The 24,382-nt window shown below is 72.1% G+C and carries 23 protein-coding genes and 3 pseudogenes; 14 read left to right on the forward strand and 12 right to left on the reverse strand.

Features of this window, described 5'->3' with window-relative positions:
- The first annotated feature begins 55 nt into the window (after positions 1 to 55).
- The gene (locus ACLJT4_RS01985; RefSeq protein WP_411120692.1) at positions 56 to 3,340 is read left to right on the forward strand and encodes a tetratricopeptide repeat protein; all 3,285 of its coding nucleotides are present in this window, start codon (positions 56 to 58) and stop codon (positions 3,338 to 3,340) included.
- A 200-nt stretch (positions 3,341 to 3,540) separates the two neighbouring features.
- Here the strand turns inward: ACLJT4_RS01985 and ACLJT4_RS01990 are convergent, their stop codons facing one another.
- Complete coding sequence (locus ACLJT4_RS01990; protein WP_411120693.1) at positions 3,541 to 3,789, reverse strand: hypothetical protein; 249 nt, start codon at positions 3,787 to 3,789, stop codon at positions 3,541 to 3,543.
- A 4-nt stretch (positions 3,790 to 3,793) separates the two neighbouring features.
- Complete coding sequence (gene mca / locus ACLJT4_RS01995) at positions 3,794 to 4,666, reverse strand: mycothiol conjugate amidase Mca (protein ID WP_016572724.1); 873 nt, start codon at positions 4,664 to 4,666, stop codon at positions 3,794 to 3,796.
- A gap of 131 nt (positions 4,667 to 4,797) precedes the next feature.
- Here mca and ACLJT4_RS02000 point away from each other — a divergent pair, with 131 nt between their 5' ends.
- A complete protein-coding gene (locus ACLJT4_RS02000; RefSeq protein ID WP_411120694.1) occupies positions 4,798 to 5,214 on the forward strand; it encodes a DUF4307 domain-containing protein in 417 nt (138 codons plus the stop codon).
- Between the two features lie 246 nt (positions 5,215 to 5,460).
- The gene (gene greA, locus ACLJT4_RS02005; RefSeq protein ID WP_016572722.1) at positions 5,461 to 5,958 is read left to right on the forward strand and encodes a transcription elongation factor GreA; all 498 of its coding nucleotides are present in this window, start codon (positions 5,461 to 5,463) and stop codon (positions 5,956 to 5,958) included.
- 84 nt (positions 5,959 to 6,042) lie between these two features.
- On the opposite strand, the pseudogene ACLJT4_RS02010 reads toward greA, so the two are convergent.
- Positions 6,043 to 6,792 (reverse strand): annotated as a pseudogene (locus tag ACLJT4_RS02010) (ABC transporter permease); the annotation flags it as partial.
- Between the two features lie 1,131 nt (positions 6,793 to 7,923).
- A complete protein-coding gene (locus ACLJT4_RS02015) occupies positions 7,924 to 8,109 on the reverse strand; it encodes a hypothetical protein (RefSeq protein ID WP_411120695.1) in 186 nt (61 codons plus the stop codon).
- 170 nt (positions 8,110 to 8,279) lie between these two features.
- Here ACLJT4_RS02015 and ACLJT4_RS02020 point away from each other — a divergent pair, with 170 nt between their 5' ends.
- From ACLJT4_RS02020 to ACLJT4_RS02035, 4 genes are all read left to right on the forward strand, one after another.
- On the forward strand, positions 8,280 to 8,801 hold the full coding sequence (locus ACLJT4_RS02020) for a hypothetical protein (protein ID WP_411120696.1): 522 nt from the start codon (positions 8,280 to 8,282) through the stop codon (positions 8,799 to 8,801).
- A 66-nt stretch (positions 8,802 to 8,867) separates the two neighbouring features.
- Positions 8,868 to 9,335 (forward strand): hypothetical protein, encoded by a 468-nt coding sequence (locus ACLJT4_RS02025; protein WP_411120697.1) that lies wholly within the window; start codon positions 8,868 to 8,870, stop codon positions 9,333 to 9,335.
- A 93-nt stretch (positions 9,336 to 9,428) separates the two neighbouring features.
- Positions 9,429 to 10,364, forward strand: a complete 936-nt coding sequence (locus ACLJT4_RS02030) for a P22 phage major capsid protein family protein (protein WP_411120698.1) — start codon at positions 9,429 to 9,431, stop codon at positions 10,362 to 10,364.
- A 340-nt stretch (positions 10,365 to 10,704) separates the two neighbouring features.
- Positions 10,705 to 11,295, forward strand: a complete 591-nt coding sequence (locus tag ACLJT4_RS02035; protein WP_411120699.1) for a hypothetical protein — start codon at positions 10,705 to 10,707, stop codon at positions 11,293 to 11,295.
- 9 nt (positions 11,296 to 11,304) lie between these two features.
- Here ACLJT4_RS02035 and ACLJT4_RS02040 read toward each other — a convergent pair whose 3' ends face one another.
- A complete protein-coding gene (locus ACLJT4_RS02040; protein WP_411120700.1) occupies positions 11,305 to 11,565 on the reverse strand; it encodes a hypothetical protein in 261 nt (86 codons plus the stop codon).
- A 261-nt stretch (positions 11,566 to 11,826) separates the two neighbouring features.
- On the opposite strand from ACLJT4_RS02040, the gene ACLJT4_RS02045 reads away from it, so the two are divergent.
- Positions 11,827 to 12,150 (forward strand): phage tail assembly protein, encoded by a 324-nt coding sequence (locus ACLJT4_RS02045; RefSeq protein ID WP_411120701.1) that lies wholly within the window; start codon positions 11,827 to 11,829, stop codon positions 12,148 to 12,150.
- Between the two features lie 1,096 nt (positions 12,151 to 13,246).
- Here the strand turns inward: ACLJT4_RS02045 and ACLJT4_RS02050 are convergent.
- Positions 13,247 to 13,537, reverse strand: a pseudogene (locus ACLJT4_RS02050) (transposase); the annotation flags it as partial.
- Positions 13,538 to 13,543: 6 nt separating this feature from the next.
- On the opposite strand from ACLJT4_RS02050, the pseudogene ACLJT4_RS02055 reads away from it, so the two are divergent.
- Positions 13,544 to 14,443: pseudogene (locus ACLJT4_RS02055) on the forward strand (rRNA adenine N-6-methyltransferase family protein); the annotation flags it as partial.
- 230 nt (positions 14,444 to 14,673) lie between these two features.
- Here ACLJT4_RS02055 and ACLJT4_RS02060 read toward each other — a convergent pair.
- From ACLJT4_RS02060 to ilvA, 4 genes are all read right to left on the reverse strand, one after another.
- Entirely contained in the window at positions 14,674 to 15,477 is an 804-nt protein-coding gene (locus tag ACLJT4_RS02060; protein ID WP_411120702.1) for an ABC transporter permease, read from the reverse strand.
- Complete coding sequence (locus tag ACLJT4_RS02065) at positions 15,474 to 15,701, reverse strand: integral membrane transport protein (RefSeq protein ID WP_411120703.1); 228 nt, start codon at positions 15,699 to 15,701, stop codon at positions 15,474 to 15,476. The genes ACLJT4_RS02060 and ACLJT4_RS02065 overlap by 4 nt, the downstream gene beginning before the upstream one ends.
- A complete protein-coding gene (locus tag ACLJT4_RS02070; RefSeq protein ID WP_411120704.1) occupies positions 15,698 to 16,714 on the reverse strand; it encodes an ATP-binding cassette domain-containing protein in 1,017 nt (338 codons plus the stop codon). Before ACLJT4_RS02070 ends, ACLJT4_RS02065 begins: the two co-directional genes overlap by 4 nt.
- 376 nt (positions 16,715 to 17,090) lie before the next feature.
- The gene (ilvA, locus tag ACLJT4_RS02075; protein WP_411120705.1) at positions 17,091 to 18,374 is read right to left on the reverse strand and encodes a threonine ammonia-lyase; all 1,284 of its coding nucleotides are present in this window, start codon (positions 18,372 to 18,374) and stop codon (positions 17,091 to 17,093) included.
- Positions 18,375 to 18,558: 184 nt separating this feature from the next.
- Here ilvA and ACLJT4_RS02080 point away from each other — a divergent pair, with 184 nt between their 5' ends.
- The 3 genes from ACLJT4_RS02080 (at position 18,559) to ACLJT4_RS02090 (ending at position 20,055) form a co-directional block, all read left to right on the forward strand.
- Complete coding sequence (locus ACLJT4_RS02080; RefSeq protein WP_016572718.1) at positions 18,559 to 19,059, forward strand: MarR family winged helix-turn-helix transcriptional regulator; 501 nt, start codon at positions 18,559 to 18,561, stop codon at positions 19,057 to 19,059.
- A 265-nt stretch (positions 19,060 to 19,324) separates the two neighbouring features.
- Complete coding sequence (locus tag ACLJT4_RS02085) at positions 19,325 to 19,789, forward strand: sigma factor-like helix-turn-helix DNA-binding protein (protein WP_411120706.1); 465 nt, start codon at positions 19,325 to 19,327, stop codon at positions 19,787 to 19,789.
- Positions 19,786 to 20,055: a hypothetical protein gene (locus ACLJT4_RS02090; RefSeq protein WP_411120707.1), complete on the forward strand. Its 270-nt coding sequence runs from the start codon at positions 19,786 to 19,788 to the stop codon at positions 20,053 to 20,055. Before ACLJT4_RS02085 ends, ACLJT4_RS02090 begins: the two co-directional genes overlap by 4 nt.
- Before the next feature lie 50 nt (positions 20,056 to 20,105).
- Here the strand turns inward: ACLJT4_RS02090 and ACLJT4_RS02095 are convergent, their stop codons facing one another.
- Complete coding sequence (locus ACLJT4_RS02095; RefSeq protein ID WP_411120708.1) at positions 20,106 to 21,266, reverse strand: cystathionine gamma-synthase; 1,161 nt, start codon at positions 21,264 to 21,266, stop codon at positions 20,106 to 20,108.
- Between the two features lie 200 nt (positions 21,267 to 21,466).
- Here ACLJT4_RS02095 and ACLJT4_RS02100 point away from each other — a divergent pair, with 200 nt between their 5' ends.
- Positions 21,467 to 22,594, forward strand: coding sequence for a hypothetical protein (locus tag ACLJT4_RS02100; RefSeq protein ID WP_411120709.1), 1,128 nt, complete (start codon positions 21,467 to 21,469; stop codon positions 22,592 to 22,594).
- Positions 22,595 to 22,767: 173 nt separating this feature from the next.
- A complete protein-coding gene (gene msrA / locus ACLJT4_RS02105) occupies positions 22,768 to 23,433 on the forward strand; it encodes a peptide-methionine (S)-S-oxide reductase MsrA (RefSeq protein WP_411120710.1) in 666 nt (221 codons plus the stop codon).
- 72 nt (positions 23,434 to 23,505) lie between these two features.
- Here msrA and ACLJT4_RS02110 read toward each other — a convergent pair whose 3' ends face one another.
- A complete protein-coding gene (locus ACLJT4_RS02110; RefSeq protein WP_411120711.1) occupies positions 23,506 to 24,273 on the reverse strand; it encodes an SDR family oxidoreductase in 768 nt (255 codons plus the stop codon).
- Positions 24,274 to 24,382 lie beyond the last annotated feature (109 nt).

The raw sequence follows: 24,382 nt of genomic DNA on the forward strand, positions 1-24,382 counted from the left end.
GTCGACGACCGCTGGACCGCCAGGACTCCTGGCGACTGCTGGAGGGGGGACGGGCATGCCGGGCGAACTGGCTGGGCTGCGGGACGGCCACCGGAAGGAAGCGGACGGGCTGCTGACGCGGGCCGTCGAGGAGGAGGTGCGCCGCTCCGGCGGCCGGCTCGACGGGCCGGCACTGCTCGGCAGGGCGCGGGCGGCGCTGGACGAGCTGGCCGCCCCCGCCGGGGAGGAGTACGTGGCGTACGTCCGCGCGTTGGACGAGGCGGCGGCCGGCCGGCGGCCGCTGGCGGAGCGGCTCTCGCGCAAGGAGCTGGGCACCCCGGTCGTGGCGTCGGCGGTCGCCGCGGTGGCCGCGTTCGGGGTGGATCTGGCGTACGGCACGGGTGGCGGGCCGGCGGTCGGGGCGGGCGCCGCGGCGCTGGTGGCCGGCGCGGCGGCCACGGTCGTGAAGCTGACGGCCGGCCACTTCCCGGCGGCGCACCGCCAGGCCGGGATGCGCGGTCAGCCCGGCGGGCCGGAGCAACTGCGGCTCCAATGGTTGACGGCGCTGGAGGTGCGCGGCATCCGCCCGTTCCTGGACCAGCAGCGGATGGTGAGCGCGGCGGCCCGCAGCGGCGGCGGGTCCGCGGCCCGGCCGGCGGGGAAGGCGAAGGGCGCGCGGGGGCCGCAGTTGCGCGGCGCGGACCGTAGCGCGGCGGCCCGCCAGCGGTCGGTCCTGGAGCGGTCGTTCACGCATCTCCCCCGTCCTGACGGCCCGTTCGCCGGGCGGCGGGCGGAGCTGACGCAGATCGTCCAGTGGGTGCAGGCCGGCCGGGCGAGTACGGAGACCCGGCCGATCGTGGTGGTGCTGCACGGCGAGTCCGGCGCGGGGCGGACGGCGTTGGCCGTGCGGGCCGCCCACCAACTGCGCGATCAGTTCCGCGGCGCGTGTCTGGTGGACCTGCGCGGCGACACCCCCGGCGAGGTGCCCCTGCCGACCCGGGACGCGCTGTTGCACCTGCTGAACCGCCTGGGCGCGCCGCGCGAGCAGCTGCTGTTCCGCGAGCGTCCCTCGCAGGAGCAGCACGTCAGGCGGCTCACCGAGCTCTACCACCAGCACCTGTCCGGACTCCCCGTGACGGTGCTGCTCGACGACGCCTCGGACGCCGAGCAGGTGCGGGCCCTGGTCCCGGACCGTTCCGAGAGCCTGGTCCTGGTCACCTCCCGCACGCCGCTGGACCTGCCCGCCGACCTGGCGGCCCGGGTGCACCACCTGCCGGTGGCGGCGCTGGACGCGGCGGGCACCGAGGAGTTGCTGCGCTCGGCGGCGGCCGGTGCGGAGCCGGCGGAGGACGCGGCCCCGTACGACGCGCGGGCGATCGACCGGATCGCGGAGCTGTGCGCCGGCCTGCCCCTGGCGCTGCGGGTCGTCGGCTCCGCGCTGGGCGAGCGCTCCCCCGCCGCGCTGGCCGAGGAGTTGGCGGAGGCCGGCGGGGCGGCACCGGTGGAGCGGGCCCTGGCGCTGCGCTACGCCGACCAGCCGCCGCAGGCCCGGCAGTTGCTGCGCCGGCTGGCCCTGGTGGGCCGGGCGAGCCTGGGGGTGGCGGCCGCGGCCGCGCTGCTGGGCGTCGCGGACGCGGAGGCCAAGCAGCGGCTGACCGCGTTGGCCGGGGCGGGGTTGATCGAGCACGTCCGCGGCGAGCGGTACCGCCTGCACCCCCTGGTGCACCGGTTCGCGCACGCCCGGCTGGCCGAGGAGGAGGAGCCGGCCGAGCGCGCCGCGGCCCAGGAGCGGCTGATCCGCGGCTACGCGGAGCTGGCCGACGCGGTGATCCGGCTCGTCGACGGCAACACCTCCACCCGCGCCGACCGCTTCGGCCCGCACGGGTTCGCGTCCCTGGACGCGGCCCTGCAGTGGTTGGACGACGAGACCAGCTTCATCACCGCCGCCCTGCGCCACGCCGATCAGGAGGTGGACCAGGACACCGTCTCGCACCTGCTGGGCGCGCTGTGCGACTACTGCCTGCTGCGCGGCGACCTCTACCGCCTGGGCGAGCTGAGCGAGCTGACCCGGGCGGCCGGCCAGGGGATGCTGGTCCGCTCGGTGCAGTGGCGCACCGGCGTCGCGGCCCGCCAGCTGGGCGAGCTGGACCGCGCCCGGACGACGCTGTCGTCGGTGGTCGACCTCTACTTCGAGGCGCAGCACCCGGTGGGTGCGGCCCGTGCGCTGCGCGACCTGGGCATCACGCTCCAGCAGCAGGGCAGTCTCACCGAGGCGGCGGCCAAGCTGCGCGAGGCGCTGGACCTCCAGGCCGGCCCCGACATGCGCGGCGACCGGGCGTGGACGCTGCACGCCCTGGCGGCGGTCGAGCGGGACCGGGCGCGGCTCGCCGAGGCGTTGGAACTGCTGACCGAGTCCGTGGCGCTCCACGAGGAGAGCGAGAGCCTGCACGGCCAGGCGTGGGCGCACTTCCAGCTCGGTCAGGTCCACCTGCGGCGGGGCGACGTCCCGGCCGCCGAGACCGCCCTGCACGCCGCCCTGGAGCTGTACGGACGCACGCACGACGACCGCGGCACGGCCTGGGCGATGACCCAGCTGGCACGGGCCCGCCTGGTGGCCGGCGACCCCGGCCCCGCGGTGGACCAGCTGCGCCAGGCACTGCCGCTGCACCGCCAGCACGAGGACGCCCGCGGCGAGGCGTGGACGATGTACTACCTCGGCCAGGCGCTGGAGGAGCGCGGGGAGCGCGACGAGGCCCTGCGGCAGCTGGAGCGCTCGCGGAACATGTTCAGTCGCATGCAGGACGGCTACGGCCTGGCCTGCGCCCGGCACCACGCGGGGCGGGTGACCCGGGACCTGCGGGCCGAGCAGACCGGTTCGCTGCGCAACAGCGGCTTCGCCCGGCAGCTGCTCCAGGACGCCCGGAAGGACTTCCAGCGGATCGGGGTGGCGCACGGCGAGGCGTGGTCGGTGCTGGAGCTGGTGATCGTCGACGCCGGCAACGGCCGCACGGCCCAGGCGCTGGAGCTGGCCGACGAGGCCGGGCGGCTCTTCGCCGGGTACGGCGACCGCCGCGGGGCGGACTGGGCGCGGTTCCTGCGGTGCACGCTGCTGCCGTTCGCCTCGCCCGGCGGTTCGGTGGTCGGCGCGGCGGTGGCGCAGGAGGAGCTGGCTGAGCTGGTCCGGGAGCGGCACGACGGGCGGGACGCGAAGCTGGAGGACTGCGCCCAGACCTTCGGGCTGCTGCTGGAGCGCGGGGTGGAGCCCGAGACGGGCTGGCAGGCGTGGCGCCTGGGCATGGTGCCGGACCGGCACGCCCGGGAGATCATGGGCGTGCCGAAGGAGCCGGCCGCCGCCGAGTGACGGTGCCGGCGTGACGCCGCCCGTGCGGAGGCGGGGCGTCCGGTCGCGGGCACGGCTCGCTGACCTCTTGGGTCAGCGAGCCGCCGGGCCGGTCGACCGGCCGCTGCCAGACGGCCGGCGCGCGGACCGGCACCGGGTCCATGGACCGGCGACGCGGTGCGCACGCCCCACACCGGGCCCGCGGGCCCGGCGCCGGGCGGTCAGCTGGTCTTCGGCTCCGGAGCCGCGGCGGCCGCCGGGGCGGCAGTGCCCTGGCCGTCCTCCGCGGGCTCCTCGAAGTCCACCTTGCGCATGTGCTTGTTCATGGACTTCATCAGCAGCCACACGGCACCGCCGATGACCGCGAAAACGATGAAGCCGAGGACGCCGGGGGTCACCTTGTCCTTGTCGAAGCTGTCGGCAAGGGTGACGAAGTGCGTCAGGGCGAGGGTGCTGGTCGCGCTCATCATGGGCTCAATTGTTGCGGATGCCCGCGAAGAGGTCGTCCTCGGGGAGCGAAGTGTCCACGAGCGACTTCGCGAGCTCGTACTCCTCCGTCGGCCAGACCTCGCGCTGGACGTCCATCGGCACCCGGAACCACCCGCCGTCGGGGTCGATCTGGGTGGCGTGGGCGATCAACGCCTTGTCGCGGATCTCGAAGAAGTCGGCGCACGGGATGTAGGTGGTCAGCGTCCGCTCGCGCCGCTCGAACTGCTTCCACCGCTCCAGCCACTCGCCGTAGGGCGACTCCATGCCGCGCTCCAGCAGCGCCTCGTGCAGCGCGATGGTGCGGGGCTTGTTGAAGCCCTGGTTGTAGTAGAGCTTCTGCGGCTGCCAGGGCTCGCCGGCCTCCGGGTACTTCTCCGGGTCGCCGGCCGCCTCGAAGGCCACCATCGTGATCTTGTGGGTCATGATGTGGTCCGGGTGCGGGTAGCCGCCGTTCTCGTCGTAGGTCGTGATGACCTGCGGCTTGAACTCCCGGATCAGCTTGACCAGGCGCCCGGCCGCGACCTCGACGTCCTCCAGGGCGAAGCAGCCCTCGGGCAGCGGCGGCAGCGGGTCGCCCTCGGGGAGCCCCGAGTCGACGAAGCCCAGCCATTCCTGCTTGACGCCCAGGATCTCCCGGGCCTCGTCCATTTCCTTCTTGCGCACCTCGTGGATGTGCTCCTCGATGTACGGGTCGCCCTGGAGCTTGGGGTTGAGGATGGAGCCTCGCTCGCCGCCTGTGCAGGTGGCGACCAGTACGTCCACCCCCTCGGACACGTACTTGGCCATGGTGGCCGCACCCTTGCTCGACTCGTCGTCGGGGTGGGCGTGGACCGCCATCAATCGCAGCTGCTCGGTCAAGACTCGATCCTCAGTGAAAAGCCGGAGAAGATGCCTCCTATAGTGACCGAAGCGAGGGGGCGCTGTATTCCCTGGGGCGGGGACCCCCCGGGGGTCTGTCGGTTCCCGGTCCCCTATCAGGAGGATGGATCATGGCTGCGGTGCGCGAAGGGCTCCCGGACGGACGCTACGGCCGTTCCGCCGACCAGCGCGCCGACCGCAAGCTGAAGATCATCGGGGCGGTGCTCGGCGTGGTACTGCTCGGCGTGGTGGGCTGGCTCGGCGTCTCGTACATCTCCGGACAGGACCTCAGCGGCCGGATCATCACCTGGGAAGCCGTCTCCGACCACGCGGTCAAGGTCCATCTCGAAGTCGTCAAGGACAAGGACGACACCGGGGTGTGCACGCTGCGTTCGCAGGCCACCGACGGTTCCGAGGTCGGCCGCAAGGACGTCGCCATCGACCAGCGCGCCGGACAGGTCGACACCGAGGTCACGGTGCGGACGACGAAGCGCGCGACCAACGCGGTCCTGGTCGGCTGCACGGGCGCGCCGGCCGGCAACGGCTGACCGCACGACGCCCCGGCGGGATCCGGCGCCGACGGAGCGGAGCGGGCCGGTGACCCGTTCGGCCGACATCCGCGCGCCGGCCGACCGACTCTGATCTGCGGCGATGCATTCCTGTGCGACCACTGTGAAATTCCTCTTCCCCCTTTTGTGCCGGAATTGTTAGGCTCGTGGTTTCGCCCACCTGCGAAGGCGCAAACCTTCCTGGTAGGGCGTTTGATTTATCCCCAGTACCGACGAGGAGCACCTGTGACCCAGACCAGCGAGAACGTCACCTGGCTGACCCAGGAGGCGTATGACCAGCTCAAGGCCGAGCTGGAGTACCTGTCTGGTCCCGCACGCGCCGAGATCACCGAGAAGATCCAGGCGGCCCGCGAGGAAGGTGACCTGAAGGAGAACGCCGGGTACCACGCGGCCAAGGAGGAGCAGGGCAAGCAGGAGCTCCGCGTCCGCCAGCTGAAGCAGCTGCTGGAGTCGGCGAAGGTGGGCGAGGCTCCCGCCGCCGACGGCACGGTCGCCCCCGGCATGGTCGTCACCATCGCGTTCGACGGGGACCCGGACGACACGCTGTCGTTCCTCCTGGCTTCGCGGGAGTACGCGAGCGGGGACGTCGAGACCTACTCCCCGCAGTCGCCGCTGGGGTCGGGCGTGAACGGCAAGCGGATCGGTGCCGACGCGGAGTACGAGCTCCCGAACGGCAAGAAGGCGTCGGTGAAGATCCTCGACGCCAAGCCGTACAACGGCTGAGCCGCGCACCACGTCAGAGACGACGCAGGCGGCCCGGAGCTGAGCGCTCCGGGCCGCCTCCGCGTGCGGGGGGGGGCGGCCGGCTCAGGCGGTCGCCGAGCGGTACTTGCGGACCGCCAGGGTCCGGAAGGCCACGATGATCAGGACCGACCAGATCACCGAGGCCAGCACCGGGTGCTCCATCGGCCAGGCCCCGGTCACCGACTGCGGCACGCCCTCGATGGTGTTGCCGAACAGCTGCCGGGCGCCGGCGACGGTGGCGCTGAACGGGTTCCACTCCGCGACGTGCTGGAGGAACGCCGGCATGCCGTTGACCGGGACGAAGGCGTTCGAGATGAACGTCAGCGGGAAGAGCCAGAGCAGTCCGCCGGAGGTGGCGGCCTCCGGGGTGCGGACCGAGAGGCCGATGAGCGCGCCGATCCAGGAGAAGGCGTAGCCGAGCAGGAGCAGCAGGGCGAAGCCGGCCAGCACGCTCGCCGGGTTCTCATGGCTGCGCCAGCCGATGAGCAGCGCGACCACGGCCAGCACCACCAGGGTCAGTGCGGTCTGCACCAGGTCGGCGAGGGTCCGGCCGGTGAGCACCGCACCACGGGACATCGGCAGCGAGCGGAACCGGTCGATCAGCCCCTTGTGCATGTCGTCCGCGATGCCCGCGCCGGCGCCGGCGGTCGCGAAGGTGACGGTCTGCGCGAAGATCCCGGCCATCAGGAACTCGCGGTACGCCTGGGCGTCGCCGGCCGGGGCGCCGGGGACGGCGATGGATCCGCCGAAGACGTAGGTGAACAGCACCACGAACATGATCGGCTGGATCAGCCCGAAGATCACGACCTCGGGGAAACCCGTTCATCCATCTTCGCGATGTTGCAGTTGCCTGCGCGGCTTCCCTGAGCTGCACGTTCGACCGTGTACTGAGGGTCCGCCGTGCCCGTGGCCAGCATCGGGGGCAGCACATACGCAGGCGCCACAGGAACGCCCTCGTAGGGCGTCAGGGCCTCTAGCGCCCTCGTACTCACCAGACCCAAACCAGTGCGTCACGCGCCGGAGAGCGGTTCCGCGTGGCTGGCCTGGATGCTGGGCCTAATCCGCCGTGAGCGACGACGCTCCCGCGACCAGGCAGCAGCGTTCTACCGCCTGTACCGGGCCCTGGAGACCGGGCACACCGTCCCGCCGCTGTCCGGGGAGCACATGGGCGAGACCACGACCCTGGGGGAACTGCGGGAGGACTGGGCGGAGCAGATCGACGCGGTGCGCACGCCGGAGCCGGACGACGGTGCGGAGATCCGGTTGGACGGGTTCGACTGGCCGGAGGAGCCGGAGGAGCGTCACGACCGGGCGGCCGTGGCGTCGCTTGTGTCTCAGGGGCCGGCCAAGGTTCGGCAGCACTTGGACCAGGCCGGCACGGACGAGGCCCGGGGGCGGCTGGACGACGGCGGGTTTCTCCAGGAGCTGGAGGACGCGGTGGACACCGCCGATCGGTCGTCCGCCGGAGCTGCCGACCGCGAGGTTTTGCGGGCCGGGCGGGACCTGATCGACCGGGCGTCGAGGCAGGACCGGCGGGTCGTCGGCAGGGCGAGGATCACGGATGGCAACCCCTGTGCGTTCTGCGCCATGCTCGCCAGCCGGGGCGCCATCTACACCAGCCAGTCCACGGTGGCCGGCGGTGGCCGGCGGTGGCCGGCGGAAACCCAAGGACTCCCCGGACGGACGGCGACGGGCCAACCGTCGTCCTCCAGACTCGCGGGAGGACCTGACTCGCTACCACAACGGGTGTCACTGCCAGACGGTCCCCGTCTACTCGCGCAACGACTTCATGACCCCCCAGGCCCGCGACTACGACCGCCAATGGCAGGAAGTCACCCGCGGAATGACCGGCGCGGAGGCCCGGAGGGCATGGCGTCGCCACGTTGAAGCGTCTAGGGGGCACTAGCCAGGCACATGGGCCGGCCGTTCACCCCTCAGGCGTGCTCAGTCTTCGTCACTCTGGCCCATCTCGTCGTCATCGTCGTCGTCATCCGCAGAGATGACCTGCTTGGAATGGGACGAGGGAGCGATGTGCGAAACGGCGGCCGCCGCGCCTGCTCCGTGGAGTACGGCTGTCGCGACCAGGGCTGCGGCGGCAATTGCAGTGCGAATGCGCATGGAAATCTCCAAGGGTCGAAGTGGAACTACGTGCTGGGAAAGTCCCCTGGTGGATGTCCTTCGATCCGTTCACGCAAGGCAGTTAACCCAATCAGGCCCTGCTCCTTCACCTAACTGTCCGGCTGGGACACCTGGGGCCGGACTGCACATCGAATCCTGACAACACCGAGGAGAGGTTCCGCATGGAGACCACCCCCACCACCTCCGAGCCGGCCGTCGGCCCGGCCGACGGCCCGGCCGACGACGAACAGGCCCCGACCGACGCCGCGAACGGCCCCGAGGAGTCGTCCCGGCCGGAGGAGCAGGGCGACGGCCAGGAGCTGGACACCGATGCACTCCGCGCGGAGCTGAGGGGCGTACGGGCGGAAGCGGCCCGGTACCGGACCAAGGCGCGGGAGACGGCGGAGGCCCTGAAGGCGGCCCGGTCGCCGGAGGAGTTCCAGGCCGTGGCCGACCGGGCCACGGAGCTGGAGACGGAGCTGCACCGGGAGCGCCTGGCCCGCCGCTACCACCTGCCGGACGCTCTGGCCCTCCGGATCACCGGGGCCGACGAGGACGCCCGCGAGGCCGACGCCAAGACCCTGGCGGAGCTGTTCCACAGCAAGGCCGGCGGCATGGGCCGGGGCGGCCTTGATCCGTCGGTCACGCCGGCCCCCAGCGACCCGGCAGAGCTGGCGGCCAGCATCCCGCGCGCCCGCCGGTAGGCGTTGGGGGTAGCTCCTCTGGCGGACTGCATGGGCTGCTGAGCTGCGTGCCGTAGCATGACCGCGATGTCCGCCATAGCCAGATTGTTCGAACGCCACGCCTTTAAGGTGCTGTGGATCATCGTCCTCGGTGGGGCCGCCTCAGTTTTCGTGGGAGATCCCATGTGGCGCTGGGTCGCCGGTCTGGGGCCAGGCGCTGGCTATGCCTTCGGCGCGTTCTGCGGCAGCGGCATTCTTTGCTGGTGGCCATTGGCTGACGCCGCGCTGAAACGACGGCAGCGAGCGCGCTGCATCGGCGCGATGGCCCTGGGCTGCGTTGCGTTCCTCGCCCTGTCGTGCGTGGTACCTACGCGCCACGGCCGCCTTTTCGGTTCTATCGCCATGGCGAGCGACCAGCGCATGTGGGTGGAGGAGAACCCAGCGGCATGGGCGGCCATCGGGATCGGCTTCGCCCTCGGTGCGCTGGCCCTCTGGTACGCCACGTCCCGCCGTACCGCGGGACTGCGACGGCGCTCCCGGGCCATCAAGGGGTAGTCGCACGTAGAGCAACACCAAAACCAAGGGTTCCTGTCCAAGGCCCTTGGCTGCGCTGTGTGCTGGCTTGGGGCCCTGCCCTGAGCGGAGCACATGGCTAACAGCTTTCTGAAGTCCGAGAAGATCGCAGCGACGGCGCTGGGTCTTCTTGAACGGGAAATGGTCCTGTCACGTCTGGTGTGGACGAACGGCGGGTTCGACTTCACCGGCGCCAAGAACGACGCGATCACCATTCGGATTCCGGCCCAGCTTGAGGCACGCGAGTACGAATGGCGCAACGACCGGTCGTCGGACATCGCCCTGGACGAGCTGGCGGAGGACTCCACCACCGTCACGCTCAACAAGGACATCTACTCGGCCGTGTCGATCACGGACGAGGAACTGACGTTGGATATCCGAGACTTCGCATCTCAGGTACTTCAGCCTCAGGTCAACGCCGTGGCCAAGGCGATTGACACCGGCGTGGCGAACATGATCGAGACCGCCAGCTACAGCAGCACGGTCCCGCTGGATGAGGCGGACCCGTGGAAGGGCCTCATCGATGCCCGCGCGGCCCTGAACAAGGCGAACGTTCCCCAGGAAGGCCGCACCCTCCTGATCGGCGCGGACGTGGAAACCGCACTGCTGAAGTCCAACCGCATCGCGGACGTCTGCCGGTCCGGTTCGGACTCGGCGCTCCGAGCTGCCACCATCGGCCGCCTGGCGGGGTTCGACCTGGTGGTGTCCAACGCGATCAAACCGCGTGCCGCGTACGGCTTCATCCCCTCTGCGTTCGTCCTGGCGACCCGGGCCCCGGCCATTCCGGCCGGTGTCACCTCGGGTTCGTCGCAGTCGTACAACGGCCTGGCCATGCGGTGGGTGCGGGACTACGACGCGGCCAAGCTGCGGGACCGCTCCATCCTCAACGTCTACGCCGGCTACAACGTCATGACGGACCCGGTGGGCGGCGGCAAGAACCCCGCCAAGCGCCTGGTGCGCGCGGTGAAGCTGGACATGCCCACCGCGTCGAAGCCCCCGGCCGACAAGTAGGGGTCACATGAAGCCCCTGGCGGAAATGGCGGCTCTGGAACAGCGTCTGGGCCGTGAGCTGGTCGGGGAGGAGCGCGTCCAGGCGGAGGCCACGTTGGCCGATGCCTCCGCCCTCGTGCGGGCGTACGGGGATGCCTGGCCCGCACGGCCCGGGTCGCCCTGGCGGAGGCGTGCAGAGCGCAATTCCGCGGTGCCGACGGCTACCTGATCCGGTTCGAGGACGTATCGGGACCGGCGGAGATCCGCTTCGGTGAACCGCAGGCCGGGCCGGACCTGTTCCGGTTCCAGGCCACCTACCGCGTGACCGCGCGGCCCCTCTGACCTACCCCTGGAGAACAGTTTGGCTCTGATCGACAACGCCGCCATCGTCCCGGCCGGCGGCTACATCTTCATCGCTGACCCCGACACCGAGAAGCCCGCCGACCTGACCGACCCGACCAACCCGGGCGGCGCGTGGGAGCACGTCGGGCACACCAAGCTTGACGCCCTCCCGGAGTTCGGCCGCGACGGCGACGACCCGGAGATCAAGGGGAGTTGGCAGAACGCCAAACTCCGCGCGACGACCCCGGACGTGACGTACTCCGTCACCTTCCAGTCCATCCAGGCCACGGCCCTGACCTACCAGCTCTACTTCGGTGCGGGTCCGGCAGCAGTCCAGGCGGACAAGTCGTTCCGCATCCCGGCCACGCCCACCCCGCAGACCAAGGCGCTCCTGGTGGTCCTGGTGGTCCTGGTGGACGGCACCAACTATCTACCGCTGTACCACCCGCGCGTCTCCCTCCTGGGCTCCGACGCGGTGGGCATGGCCTCGGACGACTTCGTGTCCTTCCCGATCAAGGGCACATTCCTGGGCTCCACGAAGCTGGGCGGCGCCATCGGTGAATGGGCCCAGGTTGCGGCCTCGGAGCCCCCGCCGCACGGCGGCGACTAAGCCTTCTGGCTAGTGGGCCGCCAGCAGCGCCCCGACGATGAGCCCGGCCAGCAGCAGACCCAGCGCCACGGGCAGGGGGGCCACTCCCGTGGCATCGCCTGATGACCCACGGCGCAGGAACGAGGGAATCGCGACGAAACCCTGCGAGTCCCCGGTGTGATGGTGGTGACTGCTGTGGTGGCTCAGCCCTCCGCTGTGATGGTGGCCGCCAAAGCCGCCCCCGTGGTGGCCGCCCCCGCTGAATCCTCCGCCGCCGTGCATGGTGTTCACCCCGTAGTTCGTGGTCCGTTCTTCAGCGCCGCCTGCCCGGATCTTGGTGGTCTACACCTGAACCGGTCAGAGAGTTCTGGGCCTTCCCGCGGACTGCATGTCGGTCACATGACCCATCGGACAGCCCCTAACGAACGCGAAGCGTCGCCTGACGCCTTCACGGACCTCTTCCGTCTGGCCGGTCCCTCCGGGCGGAGGACTGATTCCTGGGACCACCAACACCGACTGTGGGGACGACCCTTGGCACTTTCTTGCGCGGACATGATGGCGGAAGCTGCGGCGGAGTACGAGGCTCTGCCGCTGGAGACACGGGCCGGCGAAACGGTTCACCTCCGCAACATCCTCATGCTTCCCGACGACGGCCTGAAGGCGGCCCGCGCCATCCTCGCGCGCTTCGGCGAGACCGGATCGGAGGAGCTGGAGGAGCTGGTCCCGAAGATCCGTGACCTGCTCCTCCTGGTGGCCGACGACCCGGCCGCGCTGAAGACGGAGATGGAGGACTGGCCGCTGGCCGTGTTCGTCCGCACCGTCGGTGAGTGGCAGGAGGAGACCCAGGTGGGGGAAGCTCCGCGCTCGGACAGCTAATCGATCAAGGCCACGGCGGGGCACTGCGGGCGGACCTCCAGCGGTTCTACGGCCTGGACCTGGCCGACGTGTGGAGGGGCGCCCTCACGCCCCGCCGGGCCTGGCACCTGTCCGAGCATCTGCCCCCGGACTCCGCCTTGGCCACGTCCCTGGCCGGCGGGCCCGAACATCATGGCTGGACGGTGCAAACGCACCTGTTGGCCGCTCTGTTGGACGCCGTTCGGTTCGCCGATGCCAACAACGTCCGCGTCTCCGGCGGGCGACTCAAGCGGGAACCCACACCCGTCAACGTTCCACAGGTCAAGGCGGACAAGCACGAGCGGCGCCTTGACCTGTCCACTCACCCCTTGGCCCGACCCATTGCACCAGGGGGTAATTCATGGCCGGCCCCGGAGGCCGCGAGGTAGGGCGCCTTTCGATCCGTGTCCTTCCCGACACGTCGAACTTCGCCGTCAGCCTCCAGCGCTACCTTGACCGCATCGAGCGGCGGGCCCGCGTCCAGGTCCAGGCCGTCCCGGACCTGGACGGGTTCCGGGAGCGGCTGAACGCCAAGCTGACGCGCGTCCGCGCTCGCGTCCGCGTCACCGTGGACCCGGACCTGTCCCGGTTCCGCTCCACCCTCCGCGAACGCCTCCAGGGTGCGAACGCCGGCCTTGGCGTCCGCCTGGAGGTCAACGAGCGAGAGATAGCCAGACTGCGCCGGGAACTGGCGCGCATCCGGCCGCCGATGACGATCCCGGCCCGCGTCGAAGCGGACCGGGACCGGCTGGCCACGCTGGCCCGGGACGTATCCAACGTGGGAGACAGCTCCGGCGGCGCCGGCCGCAAGGTGCTGTCCCTGGTGGGGACGCTGGGCAAGCTGTCCACGGCCGCCTCCAGCATCCCGGCGGTGGCGGGACCGTCGTCCTCCATCGCGTCCATGGGCCCCGCGGCTGCGGTCGCCGCACCGGCCGTCCTGGCCCTGGCATCGGCGGGCGTGGCCCTGAAGGTGGGCATGTCCGGCCTGGGCGACGCTTTGGCCGGCGACGCGGAGGCCATGGCCGAACTAGCCCCTGCTGCCCAGGACTTCGTCACGCAGGCCAAAGCCCTGGGGCCGGGGACGGTCGATCTCCTGGGCAAAAAACACCGAGGCGGCCTTCAGGATGTCGTTGGCCCGCCTCAACTCGGCGTTTTCCCGGCGGAGTTGCTTCAGTTCTTCGCGTTCGACGGTGGTCAGCCGGTCGTCGCGTTCGCCTCGGTCGACCTCGGCCTGGCGAACCCAGCCGCGCAGGGCTTCCTTGTGGCTGCCGAGGTCCTTCGCGACGTGGGCGATAGGGCGGCCCGAGGTGCGGACCTCGCGGATCGCGCGCTCACGGAGTTCGTCGGGATATTTACGGGGTGCTGCCATGGGAGCGAGGCCCTGGACCTGGAGGACGGCATGACCGTCCTGGAGATCGGCACCGGTACCGGCTACTCCACAGCCCTGCTCTGCCACCGCCTGGGCGAGGACAACGTCACCAGCGTCGAAGTGGACTCCGACGTGGCCCAGCGGGCGGACAACGCCCTGGAGGCCGCCGGATACTCCACCTGGACCGTCACCGGGGACGGCCTCCTGGGCCACCCCCGCCGGGCCCCCTACGACCGCACCATCGCCACCTGCGCCCTCCGCCGCATCCCCTACACCTGGGTACGCCAGACCAAGCCCGGCGGCATCATCCTCGCCACCGTCGGCCCCAGCGCCTGGTCCTACGGCACCGGCCTGGCCAAACTCACCGTCAAGGACGACGGCACCGCAGAGGGCCGCATCATCGGCCGCAGCTCCTTCATGCCCGCACGAGCAGAAGCCGCCGTACCGCTCGCCGGAGACCTGGCCGCCCGCTCCTTCTACGCCGACACAGAGCGGAAGACCCCCGTCTCTCCCGACACGCTCAAAGACTGGATGCCGGCCTTCCTCGCCCAGCTCGCCGCCCCCGGCGCCCAGTTCCTCCGCGCCACCAGCGACGGCCGAGAAACGGTGTACCTGTTCGACGCCGGCCGAGAGGCGTTCGCCGCCCTCACCGCCGACGGCGACCAGTGGACAGTCCGTCAAGGCGGCCCGGTCGCCATCTGGGATGCCATCGAAAACACCGTGACCGCCTGGCACGACGCGGGCGAGCCCGACATCACCTCTGTCCGCCTCGCCGTCACCCCAGAGGCACACGCCTACTGGATCGGCGGCCAGCAGATCACCAACGAGCGACGGTCGTACTGGCTCGGCGGCGAAAACGCGGCGCTCCGTTGGAAGCACGCTCACCCCCCCCCGCTCACCGCCTGACCCACATCCCCGGAGAGGAACAGCGCATCCCGTGTGCTGCGGAAAGCCCATGGAGGACCAAGGAAACGGCAAATATCAGTGCGGTAGCTGCGGACACACCGTCTATCTGTACTGACTCCGCACCAGCGCCCTGCTCGACCCGCAAAGGCAACGAGCAGGGCTTATCACTGAGCGGAGCACCTGACGCTCAGCTCTCGTGCCGGAGCCTCGACTTTCATGCCTTCGGCGAATCAACCCGCTGCCCGGCGGTACTTGCGGACCGCCAAGGTCCGGAAGACCACGATGATCAGGATGGACCAGGCCGCGGAAGCGAGAACCGGGTGTTGCATCGGCCAGGCGTCCGGCACCGGATACCCCTTGGGGATGTTGCCGAAGAGTTCCCTCGCTGCCTGCACGGTGGCACTGAAGGGGTTCCACTCGGCGAAGTGGCGCAGCACCGTCGGCATGTTGTCGCTGGGCACGAAGGCGTTGGAGATGAACGTCAGCGGGAAGAGCCAGAGCAGTCCGCCGGAGGTGGCCGCCTCCGGGGTGCGCACACTCAGCCCGATCAGGGCACCGATCCAGGAGAACGCGTAACCCAGCAGAAGCAGCAGGCCGAAACCGGCGAGCACGCTTGCGAAGTTCTCGTGGATACGCCAGCCGACCAGGAGGGCGACGAGCGCGAGCACCACCAGGGTCAGTGCGGTCTGCACCAGGTCGGCGAGGGTCCGGCCGGTGAGGACCGCACCACGGGCCATGGGCAGCGAGCGGAACCGGTCGATCAGCCCCTTGTGCATGTCGTCCGCGATGCCGGCGCCGGCTCCGGCGGTGGCGAAGGTGACGGTCTGCGCGAAGATGCCCGCCATCAGGAACTCCCGGTATCCGGAGGGGCTGATGCCTGCACCGGGGACGCTGATGGAGCCGCCGAACACGTAGCTGAACAGCACCACGAACATGATCGGCTGGATGAGCCCGAAAACGAGCACCTCGGGAATCCGGACCATGCGCGTGACGTTCCGGCGGGCGATGACCAGGGAGTCACTGATGCCGCTCACTTCGCCAGCTCCTTCCGGGCTCCCAGCCCACTCACGTTCAGGTATCGGCCGCGCGGCGAGATGGAACCTAGTCGAGACAGGCGAACACGATTCGGGATCCGCAGCATGCGGATCAAGTTGCGTTGGGCCACCACCAGTGCGTCGCGCACGGATCGCACGAGGCCGCCGTGGGACTGCGGGTTGCGGGCGGCGGCCACGCCGGTCGCCTGGTCGAACGCGCTCATCGCACGCCCTCCTTGGTGGTGGCCGCGCCGGCCCGGTCGCCGTCCGCGGAGGTGTCGCCGCCGTCCTGCGCCGCCTCGGCGGTGTGTCCGGTCAGTGCGATGAAGACGTCGTCGAGGGTCGGGCGGCGCAGCCCGATGTCGTCGATCTCCACGCCGCGGGAGTCCAGTTCGCGGAGGACCTCGGCGAGCAGCTTGGCGCCGCCGGTCACCGGGAACGTCACCCTCCGGGTGTGGGGGTCGACCGCGCCGTCGCCCTTGGCGACCGCGCGCAGGACGCCCTCGGCCACCGGGAGGTGTTCGGGGGCGTGCACCACGACCTCGATCCGTTCGCCGCCGGTGCGCGCCTTGAGCTGGTCGGAGGTGCCGCGGGCGATGACCCGGCCGTGGTCGACGACGCAGATGTCGTGCGCGAGCCGGTCGGCCTCCTCCAGGTACTGGGTGGTGAGCAGCAGGGTGGTGCCGCCGGCGACGAGTTCCTGGATGACGTCCCACAGCGCCTGGCGGTTGCGCGGGTCCAGGCCGGTGGTGGGCTCGTCCATGAACATCACCGGCGGGCTGACGACCAGGGCGGCGGCGAGGTCGAGCCGGCGGCGCATCCCGCCGGAGTAGGTCTTGGCGGTGCGGTCGGCGGCGTCGCCGAGGTTGAACCGCTCCAGCAGTTCGGCGGCCCGGCGCTTGGCGTCGCGTCCGCTCATCTGGTAGAGCCGCCCGACCATCACGAGGTTCTCCCGGCCGGTCAAGTACTCGTCGACGGCGGCGAATTGACCGGAGAGGCCGATGGCGCGGCGCACCGCGTCGGGGTGTGCGACGACGTCGACGCCGGCCACCCGCGCGGTCCCCCGGTCGGGCCGGAGCAGGGTCGTCAGGACCCTGACGGCGGTGGTCTTGCCGGCACCGTTCGGGCCGAGCATTCCGAGGACGGTTCCTTCGGGAACGTCGAGGTCGACGCCGTCCAGTGCCCTCACCTCGCCGAAGGTCTTCACCAGACCTTCGGCGTAAATGGCGCCTGGCATGTGGGTACCCCCATGGCTTGGATCAGTTCCAGGTCGAATGCGACAGATAAGCCGAATAGTACGTTTTCGGGCGTGCGGCGGCCTTGCTTCCGGCGCCGAAGCCCCACGGTTCCGCAGGGGGGGCCGGCGCACTCCAGGGCGTGCGGGTGACTGACGGGCGCTCGTCCGCGGCGGACGCCATGACGCGGCGCCCCCGCTCGCGCCGATGGTAGCGCAAACGCGATACATCGCGATACAGGTCGTGAGGGATATCTTCCGTCGCGACGGCGGGACCGGCCCCGCCGTCGATCCGACGGGCCGCGACGGCCGGGCCCCAACGCCGCGGGGCGGTGGCTGCCCGCCACCGCCCCGCCCGTGCCCCGCGCACCGCCCCGCGTCAGACCGCGACCACGTCGTACCCCGCCTCGCGCAGCGCCGCGGTGACCTCGCCGCAGTGCTCCGGCCCCTTCGTCTCCAGGTGCAGTTCGACCTCGACCTCGGTGAGCCCGAGCCGGGGGTCGATGCGCACGTGCCCGACGTCGAGGACGTTGGCGTCCACCACCGTCAGGACGCCCAGGAGATTGGCCAGCGCCCCCGGACGGTCGGTCAGCCGGACCCGGAAGGACAGGTAGCGGCCGGCGGCGGCCATGCCGTGCCGAAGGATCCGCTGCATCACCAGCGGATCGACGTTGCCCCCGGAGAGCACCGCGACCACCGGCCCCTCGAAGGAGCCGGGCGACGACAGCAGCGCCGCCACCGGACTCGCCCCGGCCGGCTCCACCACCAGCTTCGCCCGCTCCAGGCACAGCAGCAGGGCGGCGGACAACTCGTCCTCGGTGACCGTGCGGACCTCGTCCACCAGCTCCCGCACGATGCCGAACGGCACGTCGCCGGGGCGCCCCACCTTGATGCCGTCCGCCATCGTGGCCAGCGGCTCGATCGCCACCGGGCGCCCCACCGCCAGCGACGGCGGGTAGCAGGCCGCGGCCGCCGCCTGCACCCCGACCACCCGCACGTCCGGCCGCAGCGCCTTGACCGCGAGGGCGACGCCCGCGGCGAACCCGCCGCCGCCCACCCCGACGACGACGGTGCGCACCTCCGGGCACTGTTCGAGGATCTCCAGGCCGACCGTGCCCTGGCCCGCGATGATGTCGCGGTGGTCGAAGGGGTGGATGAAGACCGCACCGGTCTGCCGCGCGTACTCCTGGGCGGCGGCCAGCGTCTCGTCCACCACCTGGCCGTGCAGCCGCACCTCGGCGCCGTACTCGCGGGTCGCGGCGACCTTCGGCAGCGGCGCGCCGACCGGCATGAACACCGTCGAGGCCACACCCAGCAGGGACGCCGCGAGGGCCACCCCCTGGGCGTGGTTGCCGGCACTGGCCGCCACCACGCCGGCGGCCCGCTCCTGCGCCGAGAGACCGGCGATCCGCACGTACGCGCCGCGGATCTTGAACGAGCCGGTGCGCTGGAGGTTCTCGCACTTGAGGTGGACCGGGGCGCCCACCAGCGCCGACAGGTAGCGGCTGCCCTCCAGTGCGGTGGTCCGCGCCACCCCGGACAGCAGCTTCTGCGCCGCGCGCACGTCGTCAACCGTGATCCCCACCGGCGCGGCCGGAGCGGTGCTCGCGGGGGCCACGGACTGATGCGGCGGATGCGGCGGATGCGACGTGGGGTCGACCATGCGGCCAGTTTCGCAGTTCGGCCACGAACGGGCCCTTTCCGGCCGGATGCCGGACACCCGCGGATCGACGGGGCCGCCCGCCAGGGCCGTCAGGGTCGTACGCGGCAGCGCCGGCACGGCCCGCGCCGGCGCCGCGTACGCTGTTTCCCCGTCCGTACCCACCCCGATTAAGCGAGCCCCGGCCATGCCCACCTCTCCGGACATGACGACCCACCCCGACTCCGCTCTCCTCGACGCGCTGCAGCACCAAGTGGCCGTCTTCGCCCGGCGCGCCGAACAGAGCCGGCTCGGCGGCGTCGGGCAGGCGCGCAACTCCATGGACCGCGCCGCCTATCTGCTCCTCAACCGCCTGGACCAGGAAGGCCCGATGGGCGTCAAGGCCCTGGCCTGCGGGATGGGCATCGACTCCTCCACGGTGACCCGGCAGGTCGCCCCGCTGGTCGACGCCGGCCTGGTCAGCCGCGCCACCCACCCCGAGGACGGCCGCGCCGTGGTCCTGGAACTGTCCGAGCGCGGCCACGCCCGGCTCGACGAGGTCCGGGCGTCGCGGCGGGCCCTGATGGCGATGGTCACCGAGAAGTGGACCGCGGAGGAGCGCGACGCCTTCACCACGCTCCTGACGCGCTTCAACACCTCGCTCGCCGACATCACCGCCCTCGCGCCGGGCGGGCCCGCCCCGTCCTGACGGCACCGGTCGGACCACGGCCGACCGCCGGCCCGGACCGGGGCGTCGTACGGGACGGGGGCTCCGGACCGGCGCCGCGCCGGCGGGTGCGCACCGCGCCCCGCCGTGACCGGGCGCGCCGGGACGTACGGAGGGCGATGCCCTCGTCACGCCTCTTGACCCCGACCCCCAACTGCCGTGCCATGGAGGGCCAGGGGCTGTCCGACGGGCCGCGGCGTCACCGTAGGGCCGGGGGGCGCCGGCCGCCCGTCATCCGGGAGGCGCGGTGGGAGAGCGGCGACGGGCTCGGGAGCGGCGCCGGGCCCGGGAGTTCGAGGCGTTCACCGCGGCCGCGGCGGGACGGCTGCTGCACGCCGCCGCCCTGCTCACCGGGGAGCCGGCGGACCGACCGGCGCCGGTGGCCGAGGAGTTGCTGCTCCGCGCGCTGGCCAGGACGTACGCCGGCTGGGACGGGAAGCACGGCGCGGACCCCTACGAGCGGGCCCGCCGGGAACTGACCGCGGAGTTCGCCCGCGCCGCGTGGCGCCACCGCCGGCCGCGCGGCGGTCTGCTCGACCGGCTGTCCCCGCGCGAGCGCCTGGTGCTGGTGCTCCGCCTGCACGAGGACGTGCCCGAGGAGCAGACCGCGGCCCAACTGGGGCTGCCCGCCGAGCGGGTGCGCACGCTGTGCCGGCACGCCGTCGCCGAACTCCGCAGCCGCCGCCCGCCACCGGCCGTCGCACCGCCGTGATCCCGCCCGAGGGGCGCCCGCCCGACCGCAAGGAGACCGAAGCCCGGCGGATGCTGCGAGCCGGCCCGCAGCCACCGGTGCCGCCGGACCTGCCCGCCCACGCCGCCGCCCGCGGCCGCCGCCTGCTGGCCCGGCGCCGCCTGCTGCACCGCACCGGAACGCTGCTCGCGGTCCTGGCGCTGCTGACCCTGGCCCTGTGGGCGGGGGTCGCGCAGCCCTGGCGCCCACCGCCGGCCCGCACCACCCCTCCCGTGGCGGGGTACTGAGGGGTGCGGAACGGACCGGGGTGGGCGCGCGTCGCCCCGGGGCCAGGGCGTCAGCCCAGCGCCTGCGTGAGGTCGGCCAGCAGGTCGTCGGCGGACTCGATGCCGACCGAGAGGCGCACGAGGTCGGCGGGGACCTCCAGTGCGGAACCGGCCGTCGAGGCGTGCGTCATCCGCCCCGGGTGCTCGATCAGCGACTCCACGCCGCCCAGCGACTCCCCGAGGGTGAACAGCCGGGCGCGGTTGCAGACCTCCACCGCCGCCTCTTCGCCGCCCGCCACCTGGAACGACACCATGCCGCCGAAGGCCCGCATCTGCTTGGCGGCGACCTCGTGGCCGGGGTGCTCGGCCAGCCCCGGGTAGTAGACCCGGGTGACCTTCTGGTGGGAGACCAGCAGTTCCGCGACGCGCGCCGCGTTGGCGCTGTGCCGGTCCATGCGGACGGCCAGCGTCTTGATGCCGCGCATCACCAGCCAGGCGTCGAACGGCCCGGCGATCGCGCCCATGGCGTTCTGGTGGTAGGCCAGTTCCTCACCGAGCGCGTCGTCGTTCACGACCAGCGCGCCGCCGACGACGTCCGAGTGCCCGCCCATGTACTTGGTCGTGGAGTACACCACCACGTCCGCCCCGAGGGCGAGCGGCTGCTGGAGGTAGGGGCTGGCGAAGGTGTTGTCGACGACCAGGCGGGCGCCGGCGTCGCGGGCCACCCCGGCGAGCGCCGCGATGTCGCTGATGCCCAGCATCGGGTTGCTGGGCGTCTCCACCCAGATCACCTTCGTGCGGGGGCGCAGCGCGGCCCGCACGGCCTGCGGGTCGGAGGTGTCGGCCACCGACCACTCCACGCCCCACCGCTCGACGACCTTCGCGAACAGGCGGAAGGTGCCGCCGTAGGCGTCGTTGGGGATCACCACGTGGTCGCCCGGGGCGAGCAGGGTGCGCAGCAGGCAGTCCTCGGCGGCGAGGCCGGAGGCGAAGGCGAGGCCGCGACGGCCGCCGTCGAGGGCGGCGAGGTTCTCCTCCAGGGCGGTGCGGGTCGGATTGGCGCTGCGGCTGTACTCGTAGCCGCCGCGAAGCCCACCCACGCCGTCCTGCTTGTAAGTGGACACCTGGTAGATGGGCGGTACCACCGCGCCGGTCGCCTGGTCGGGCTCCTGACCTGCGTGGATGGCAAGGGTTTCGAAGTGCTGGTGGCGCTCGTCGCGCTGTTCGCTCATGCCTGCCGAGGGTAGTCGGCCACCGGGCCGAACTTTCCGGAACTTTCTGGTTCGCTGGATAGTGGATACATACGAAAGCTCGGGAGATCGCGCGGCGACCTGCGCCGGGACCGCACTGCGGGCCCGCGCACACGCCGCCGCGGTCCCCCTCCCCACCGACCGCCACCCCAGCCCCAGCCCCTCCGACCGGGACACACCACATGGACGTTCTGCTGCTCCTCTTCGCCGCGATCGCGCTCGGCGGTCTGGTCTTCCTGCCCTGGATGCGGCGCCGGAAGGCCGTACAGCACGCCGAGCGGGGCCTGACGGTGGCCGCCGACCCGATGGCCGGCTACGGCTTCGTCCCCCTGGAAGAGCTCGACGTACGACTGCCCGGCCCCGACGAGGACCTGGCCGACGCGCTCGCCGAGATGCACCGCACGCACGACTGGCGGCCGGCCGCCGAACTCCTGCGGTCCACCGGCGACGACTGGGAGCTGCGCTGGCAGCGGGTGCAGACGCTGGCCGGCGCGGCCGCGTTCGAGCTGGCACAGACGCCGCCGGCCCCCGCCACCCCCACCGGCACCCGGGCCGGCGGCATCTGGCTGCGCACCTGGCGCGCCGAGGCCCCCAAGGACCCCGGCGGCGCCCAGACGCACGCCCAGTTCCTGGTCGTCCAGGCGCTGCGCGACCCCGGTTCGCAGGACTTCCGGATGATCCTGGAGGAGGCCCGCACGGTCTGCCACGAGGCGGCGCTGCTGGCACCGGGCAGCCCGATCCCGTACATCACCGAGCTGGCCGTCGCCCGCGGCCTGGGCGAGCGCCCCGCCGACTACGAAGAGCTCTGGTCCAAGGTCCGCCAGCGGGCACCGCACCACATGGGCGCGCACCTGGCGGCGCTGCCGTACTGGTCGGAGCAGTGGCAGGGCTCCCGGGAGCAGGCCGAGGGCTTCGCCGGGCGCGCCGCCGCCGGGGCGCCCGCGAAGAGCCTGCTGCCGGCCCTGCCGCTGTTCGCGGTCTACGCGCACCTGCCCGAGGCCAACATGGTCCGCAGCCTCTTCCAGAGCGCCGTCGTCGAACGCGCCATAGAGGGCGCCCACTTCGCCCTCCGCGAGGCCCCCGCCGACCACCCGATGGCACCGCACGTCCGCCACCTGCTGGTCTGGTTCCTGGTCCGCGCGGAGCGCTACGCCGAGGCGATGGAACAACTGCGCCTCGTCGACGGCCACGTGGGCGCCGTCCCCTGGTCCTACGGGCGCAGCCCGGCCGCCGAGTACGCCGCGTACCGCGCCCTGGCGATCGCCGGCTGGGAACAGCTCGGCGGCACCTCGACGGGCTTCCGGGCCTAGTTACCGACCCGGCCGTCACGGGACGTCGCCCTCCGCTCGCGCCGGGCAGGGGGCTCCCCGGGCCCGGAATGCCCGGGGCCCCCGGAACGTTCCCCCAACGGAAGCGACACCCCCGCCCGCCACTCGCCCGTCCCCCTTCCCCCGCCGGCCCTCTCCTCTGGAGCACGATCCCGATGCTGTTCTCCCGCTTCAAGAACCATCTCCCCACCCCCGAGGAAGCGCTGAAGGGACGCCCCGAGCCGGACTTCACCGTCCCCGACCGGCACACCGTCCTGGGTAACCCGCTGCTCGGCCCGTACCCGGAGGGACTGGAGGTCGCCGACTTCGGGCTGGGCTGCTTCTGGGGCGCCGAGCGGAAGTTCTGGCAGGCCGAGGGCGTGTGGACCACCCTCGTCGGCTACCAGGGCGGTCACACCCCGCACCCCACCTACGAGGAGGTGTGCAGCGGCCACACCGGCCACACCGAGGCCGTCCGCGTCGTCTACGACCCGAAGGTCGTCCCGTACGCGTCCCTGCTGAAGCTGTTCTGGGAGTCCCACGACCCCACCCAGGGCTTCCGCCAGGGCAACGACGTCGGTACCCAGTACCGTTCGGCGCTCTACACCCACTCGCCCGCCCAACAACAGGCCGCCGAAGCCTCCCGCGACGCCTACCAACAGGTCCTCAACTCCTCCGGCTACGGCGCCATCACCACCGAGATCCTCCCCGCCGACGCCCGCCCCTTCTACCCGGGGGAGGCGTATCACCAGCAGTACCTCGACAAGAACCCCGCCGGATACTGCGGGATCGGCGGCACGGGCGTCTCCTGCCCCGTGGGCGTGGCCAAGACCGACGGCTGACGTCGCCACGTGCGCTTCCAGACCTACGCGCGCCGGGTGCGGCGGTGACGGTGAGGGCGTCCCGGCCGGGGTTCAGGCCAAGTACCCCCCATCGATGTCGAGGACGGCGCCGGTGATGAAGGAGGCGGTCGGGCCGGCGAGGAAGGCGATGCCGGCGGCTATTTCGTCGGGGTGGCCGAAGCGGCCCATGGGGTTGGCCGCGCGCTGGGCGTCCGCGAAGGCGCCTTGCGGGGGGTTCATGTCGGTGGCCACGCTGCCGGGTTGGACGACGTTGACCGTGATGCCCCGCGGGGCGAGGTCGCGGGCCGCGCCCTTGCTGTAGCCGACGATCGCGGCCTTGGTCGCGGCGTAGTCGGCGACGCCCGGGAAGCCGGCGCGGGCGGCCAGGGTCGAGCCGACGGTGATGATCCGCCCGCCCTCCCCCAGGACGGCGGCGGCGGCCCGGACGGCCGAGGCGACGCCGCCCACGTTGACCGCCAACTGCCGGTCGAACGCCGCGGGGTCGTCCGCGGGGGCGTCCACGGCGCCGTTGACGGACACGGCCGCGTTGTTCACCAGGATGTCCAACCGGCCGAAGTCGGTGGCCACCGCGGCCACCAGGTCGGCGACTTGCTGCCGGTCGGCCTGGTCGGCGCGGTAGGCGGCGGCCCGGACGCCGGTGCCGGTCAGTTCGGCCACGACGGCGGCGGCCCGCGCTTCGGACGCCGTGTAGCTGATCGCCACCGCGGCCCCCTCGGCGGCCAACGCCCGGGCCGCCGCCGCTCCGATTCCCCGCGAACCGCCGGTCACCAGGGCGACCTTGCCCGCCAGCGCCCCGCGCGCGATCCCGTCCGTGGTCATCTCGACTCCCCTCCTCGGCTTCCGCCGGGCTCGTTTTGGAACGATCGATACGGAACGCTACCATGAGTTTTGAATCGTTTGGTTCATAACGGTGGGATCGCGGGATCGG

Origin of the sequence: Streptomyces sp. x-19, from assembly GCF_046549115.1 — a bacterium.
Lineage (GTDB): Bacteria > Actinomycetota > Actinomycetes > Streptomycetales > Streptomycetaceae > Streptomyces > Streptomyces albulus_C.

What these genes read in the sequence shown, in the direction of transcription:
- ACLJT4_RS01985 (WP_411120692.1), top strand. Translation starts at nt 56, where the DNA reads ATGCCGGGCGAACTGGCTGGGCTGCGGGACGGCCACCGGAAGGAAGCG.
- ACLJT4_RS01990 (WP_411120693.1), bottom strand. Translation starts at nt 3,789, where the DNA reads ATGATGAGCGCGACCAGCACCCTCGCCCTGACGCACTTCGTCACCCTT.
- ACLJT4_RS02000 (WP_411120694.1), top strand. Translation starts at nt 4,798, where the DNA reads ATGGCTGCGGTGCGCGAAGGGCTCCCGGACGGACGCTACGGCCGTTCC.
- ACLJT4_RS02020 (WP_411120696.1), top strand. Translation starts at nt 8,280, where the DNA reads ATGGAGACCACCCCCACCACCTCCGAGCCGGCCGTCGGCCCGGCCGAC.
- ACLJT4_RS02025 (WP_411120697.1), top strand. Translation starts at nt 8,868, where the DNA reads ATGTCCGCCATAGCCAGATTGTTCGAACGCCACGCCTTTAAGGTGCTG.
- ACLJT4_RS02030 (WP_411120698.1), top strand. Translation starts at nt 9,429, where the DNA reads ATGGCTAACAGCTTTCTGAAGTCCGAGAAGATCGCAGCGACGGCGCTG.
- ACLJT4_RS02045 (WP_411120701.1), top strand. Translation starts at nt 11,827, where the DNA reads ATGATGGCGGAAGCTGCGGCGGAGTACGAGGCTCTGCCGCTGGAGACA.
- ACLJT4_RS02065 (WP_411120703.1), bottom strand. Translation starts at nt 15,701, where the DNA reads ATGAGCGCGTTCGACCAGGCGACCGGCGTGGCCGCCGCCCGCAACCCG.
- ACLJT4_RS02070 (WP_411120704.1), bottom strand. Translation starts at nt 16,714, where the DNA reads ATGCCAGGCGCCATTTACGCCGAAGGTCTGGTGAAGACCTTCGGCGAG.
- ilvA (WP_411120705.1), bottom strand. Translation starts at nt 18,374, where the DNA reads ATGGTCGACCCCACGTCGCATCCGCCGCATCCGCCGCATCAGTCCGTG.
- ACLJT4_RS02080 (WP_016572718.1), top strand. Translation starts at nt 18,559, where the DNA reads ATGCCCACCTCTCCGGACATGACGACCCACCCCGACTCCGCTCTCCTC.
- ACLJT4_RS02095 (WP_411120708.1), bottom strand. Translation starts at nt 21,266, where the DNA reads ATGAGCGAACAGCGCGACGAGCGCCACCAGCACTTCGAAACCCTTGCC.
- ACLJT4_RS02100 (WP_411120709.1), top strand. Translation starts at nt 21,467, where the DNA reads ATGGACGTTCTGCTGCTCCTCTTCGCCGCGATCGCGCTCGGCGGTCTG.
- msrA (WP_411120710.1), top strand. Translation starts at nt 22,768, where the DNA reads ATGCTGTTCTCCCGCTTCAAGAACCATCTCCCCACCCCCGAGGAAGCG.
- ACLJT4_RS02110 (WP_411120711.1), bottom strand. Translation starts at nt 24,273, where the DNA reads ATGACCACGGACGGGATCGCGCGCGGGGCGCTGGCGGGCAAGGTCGCC.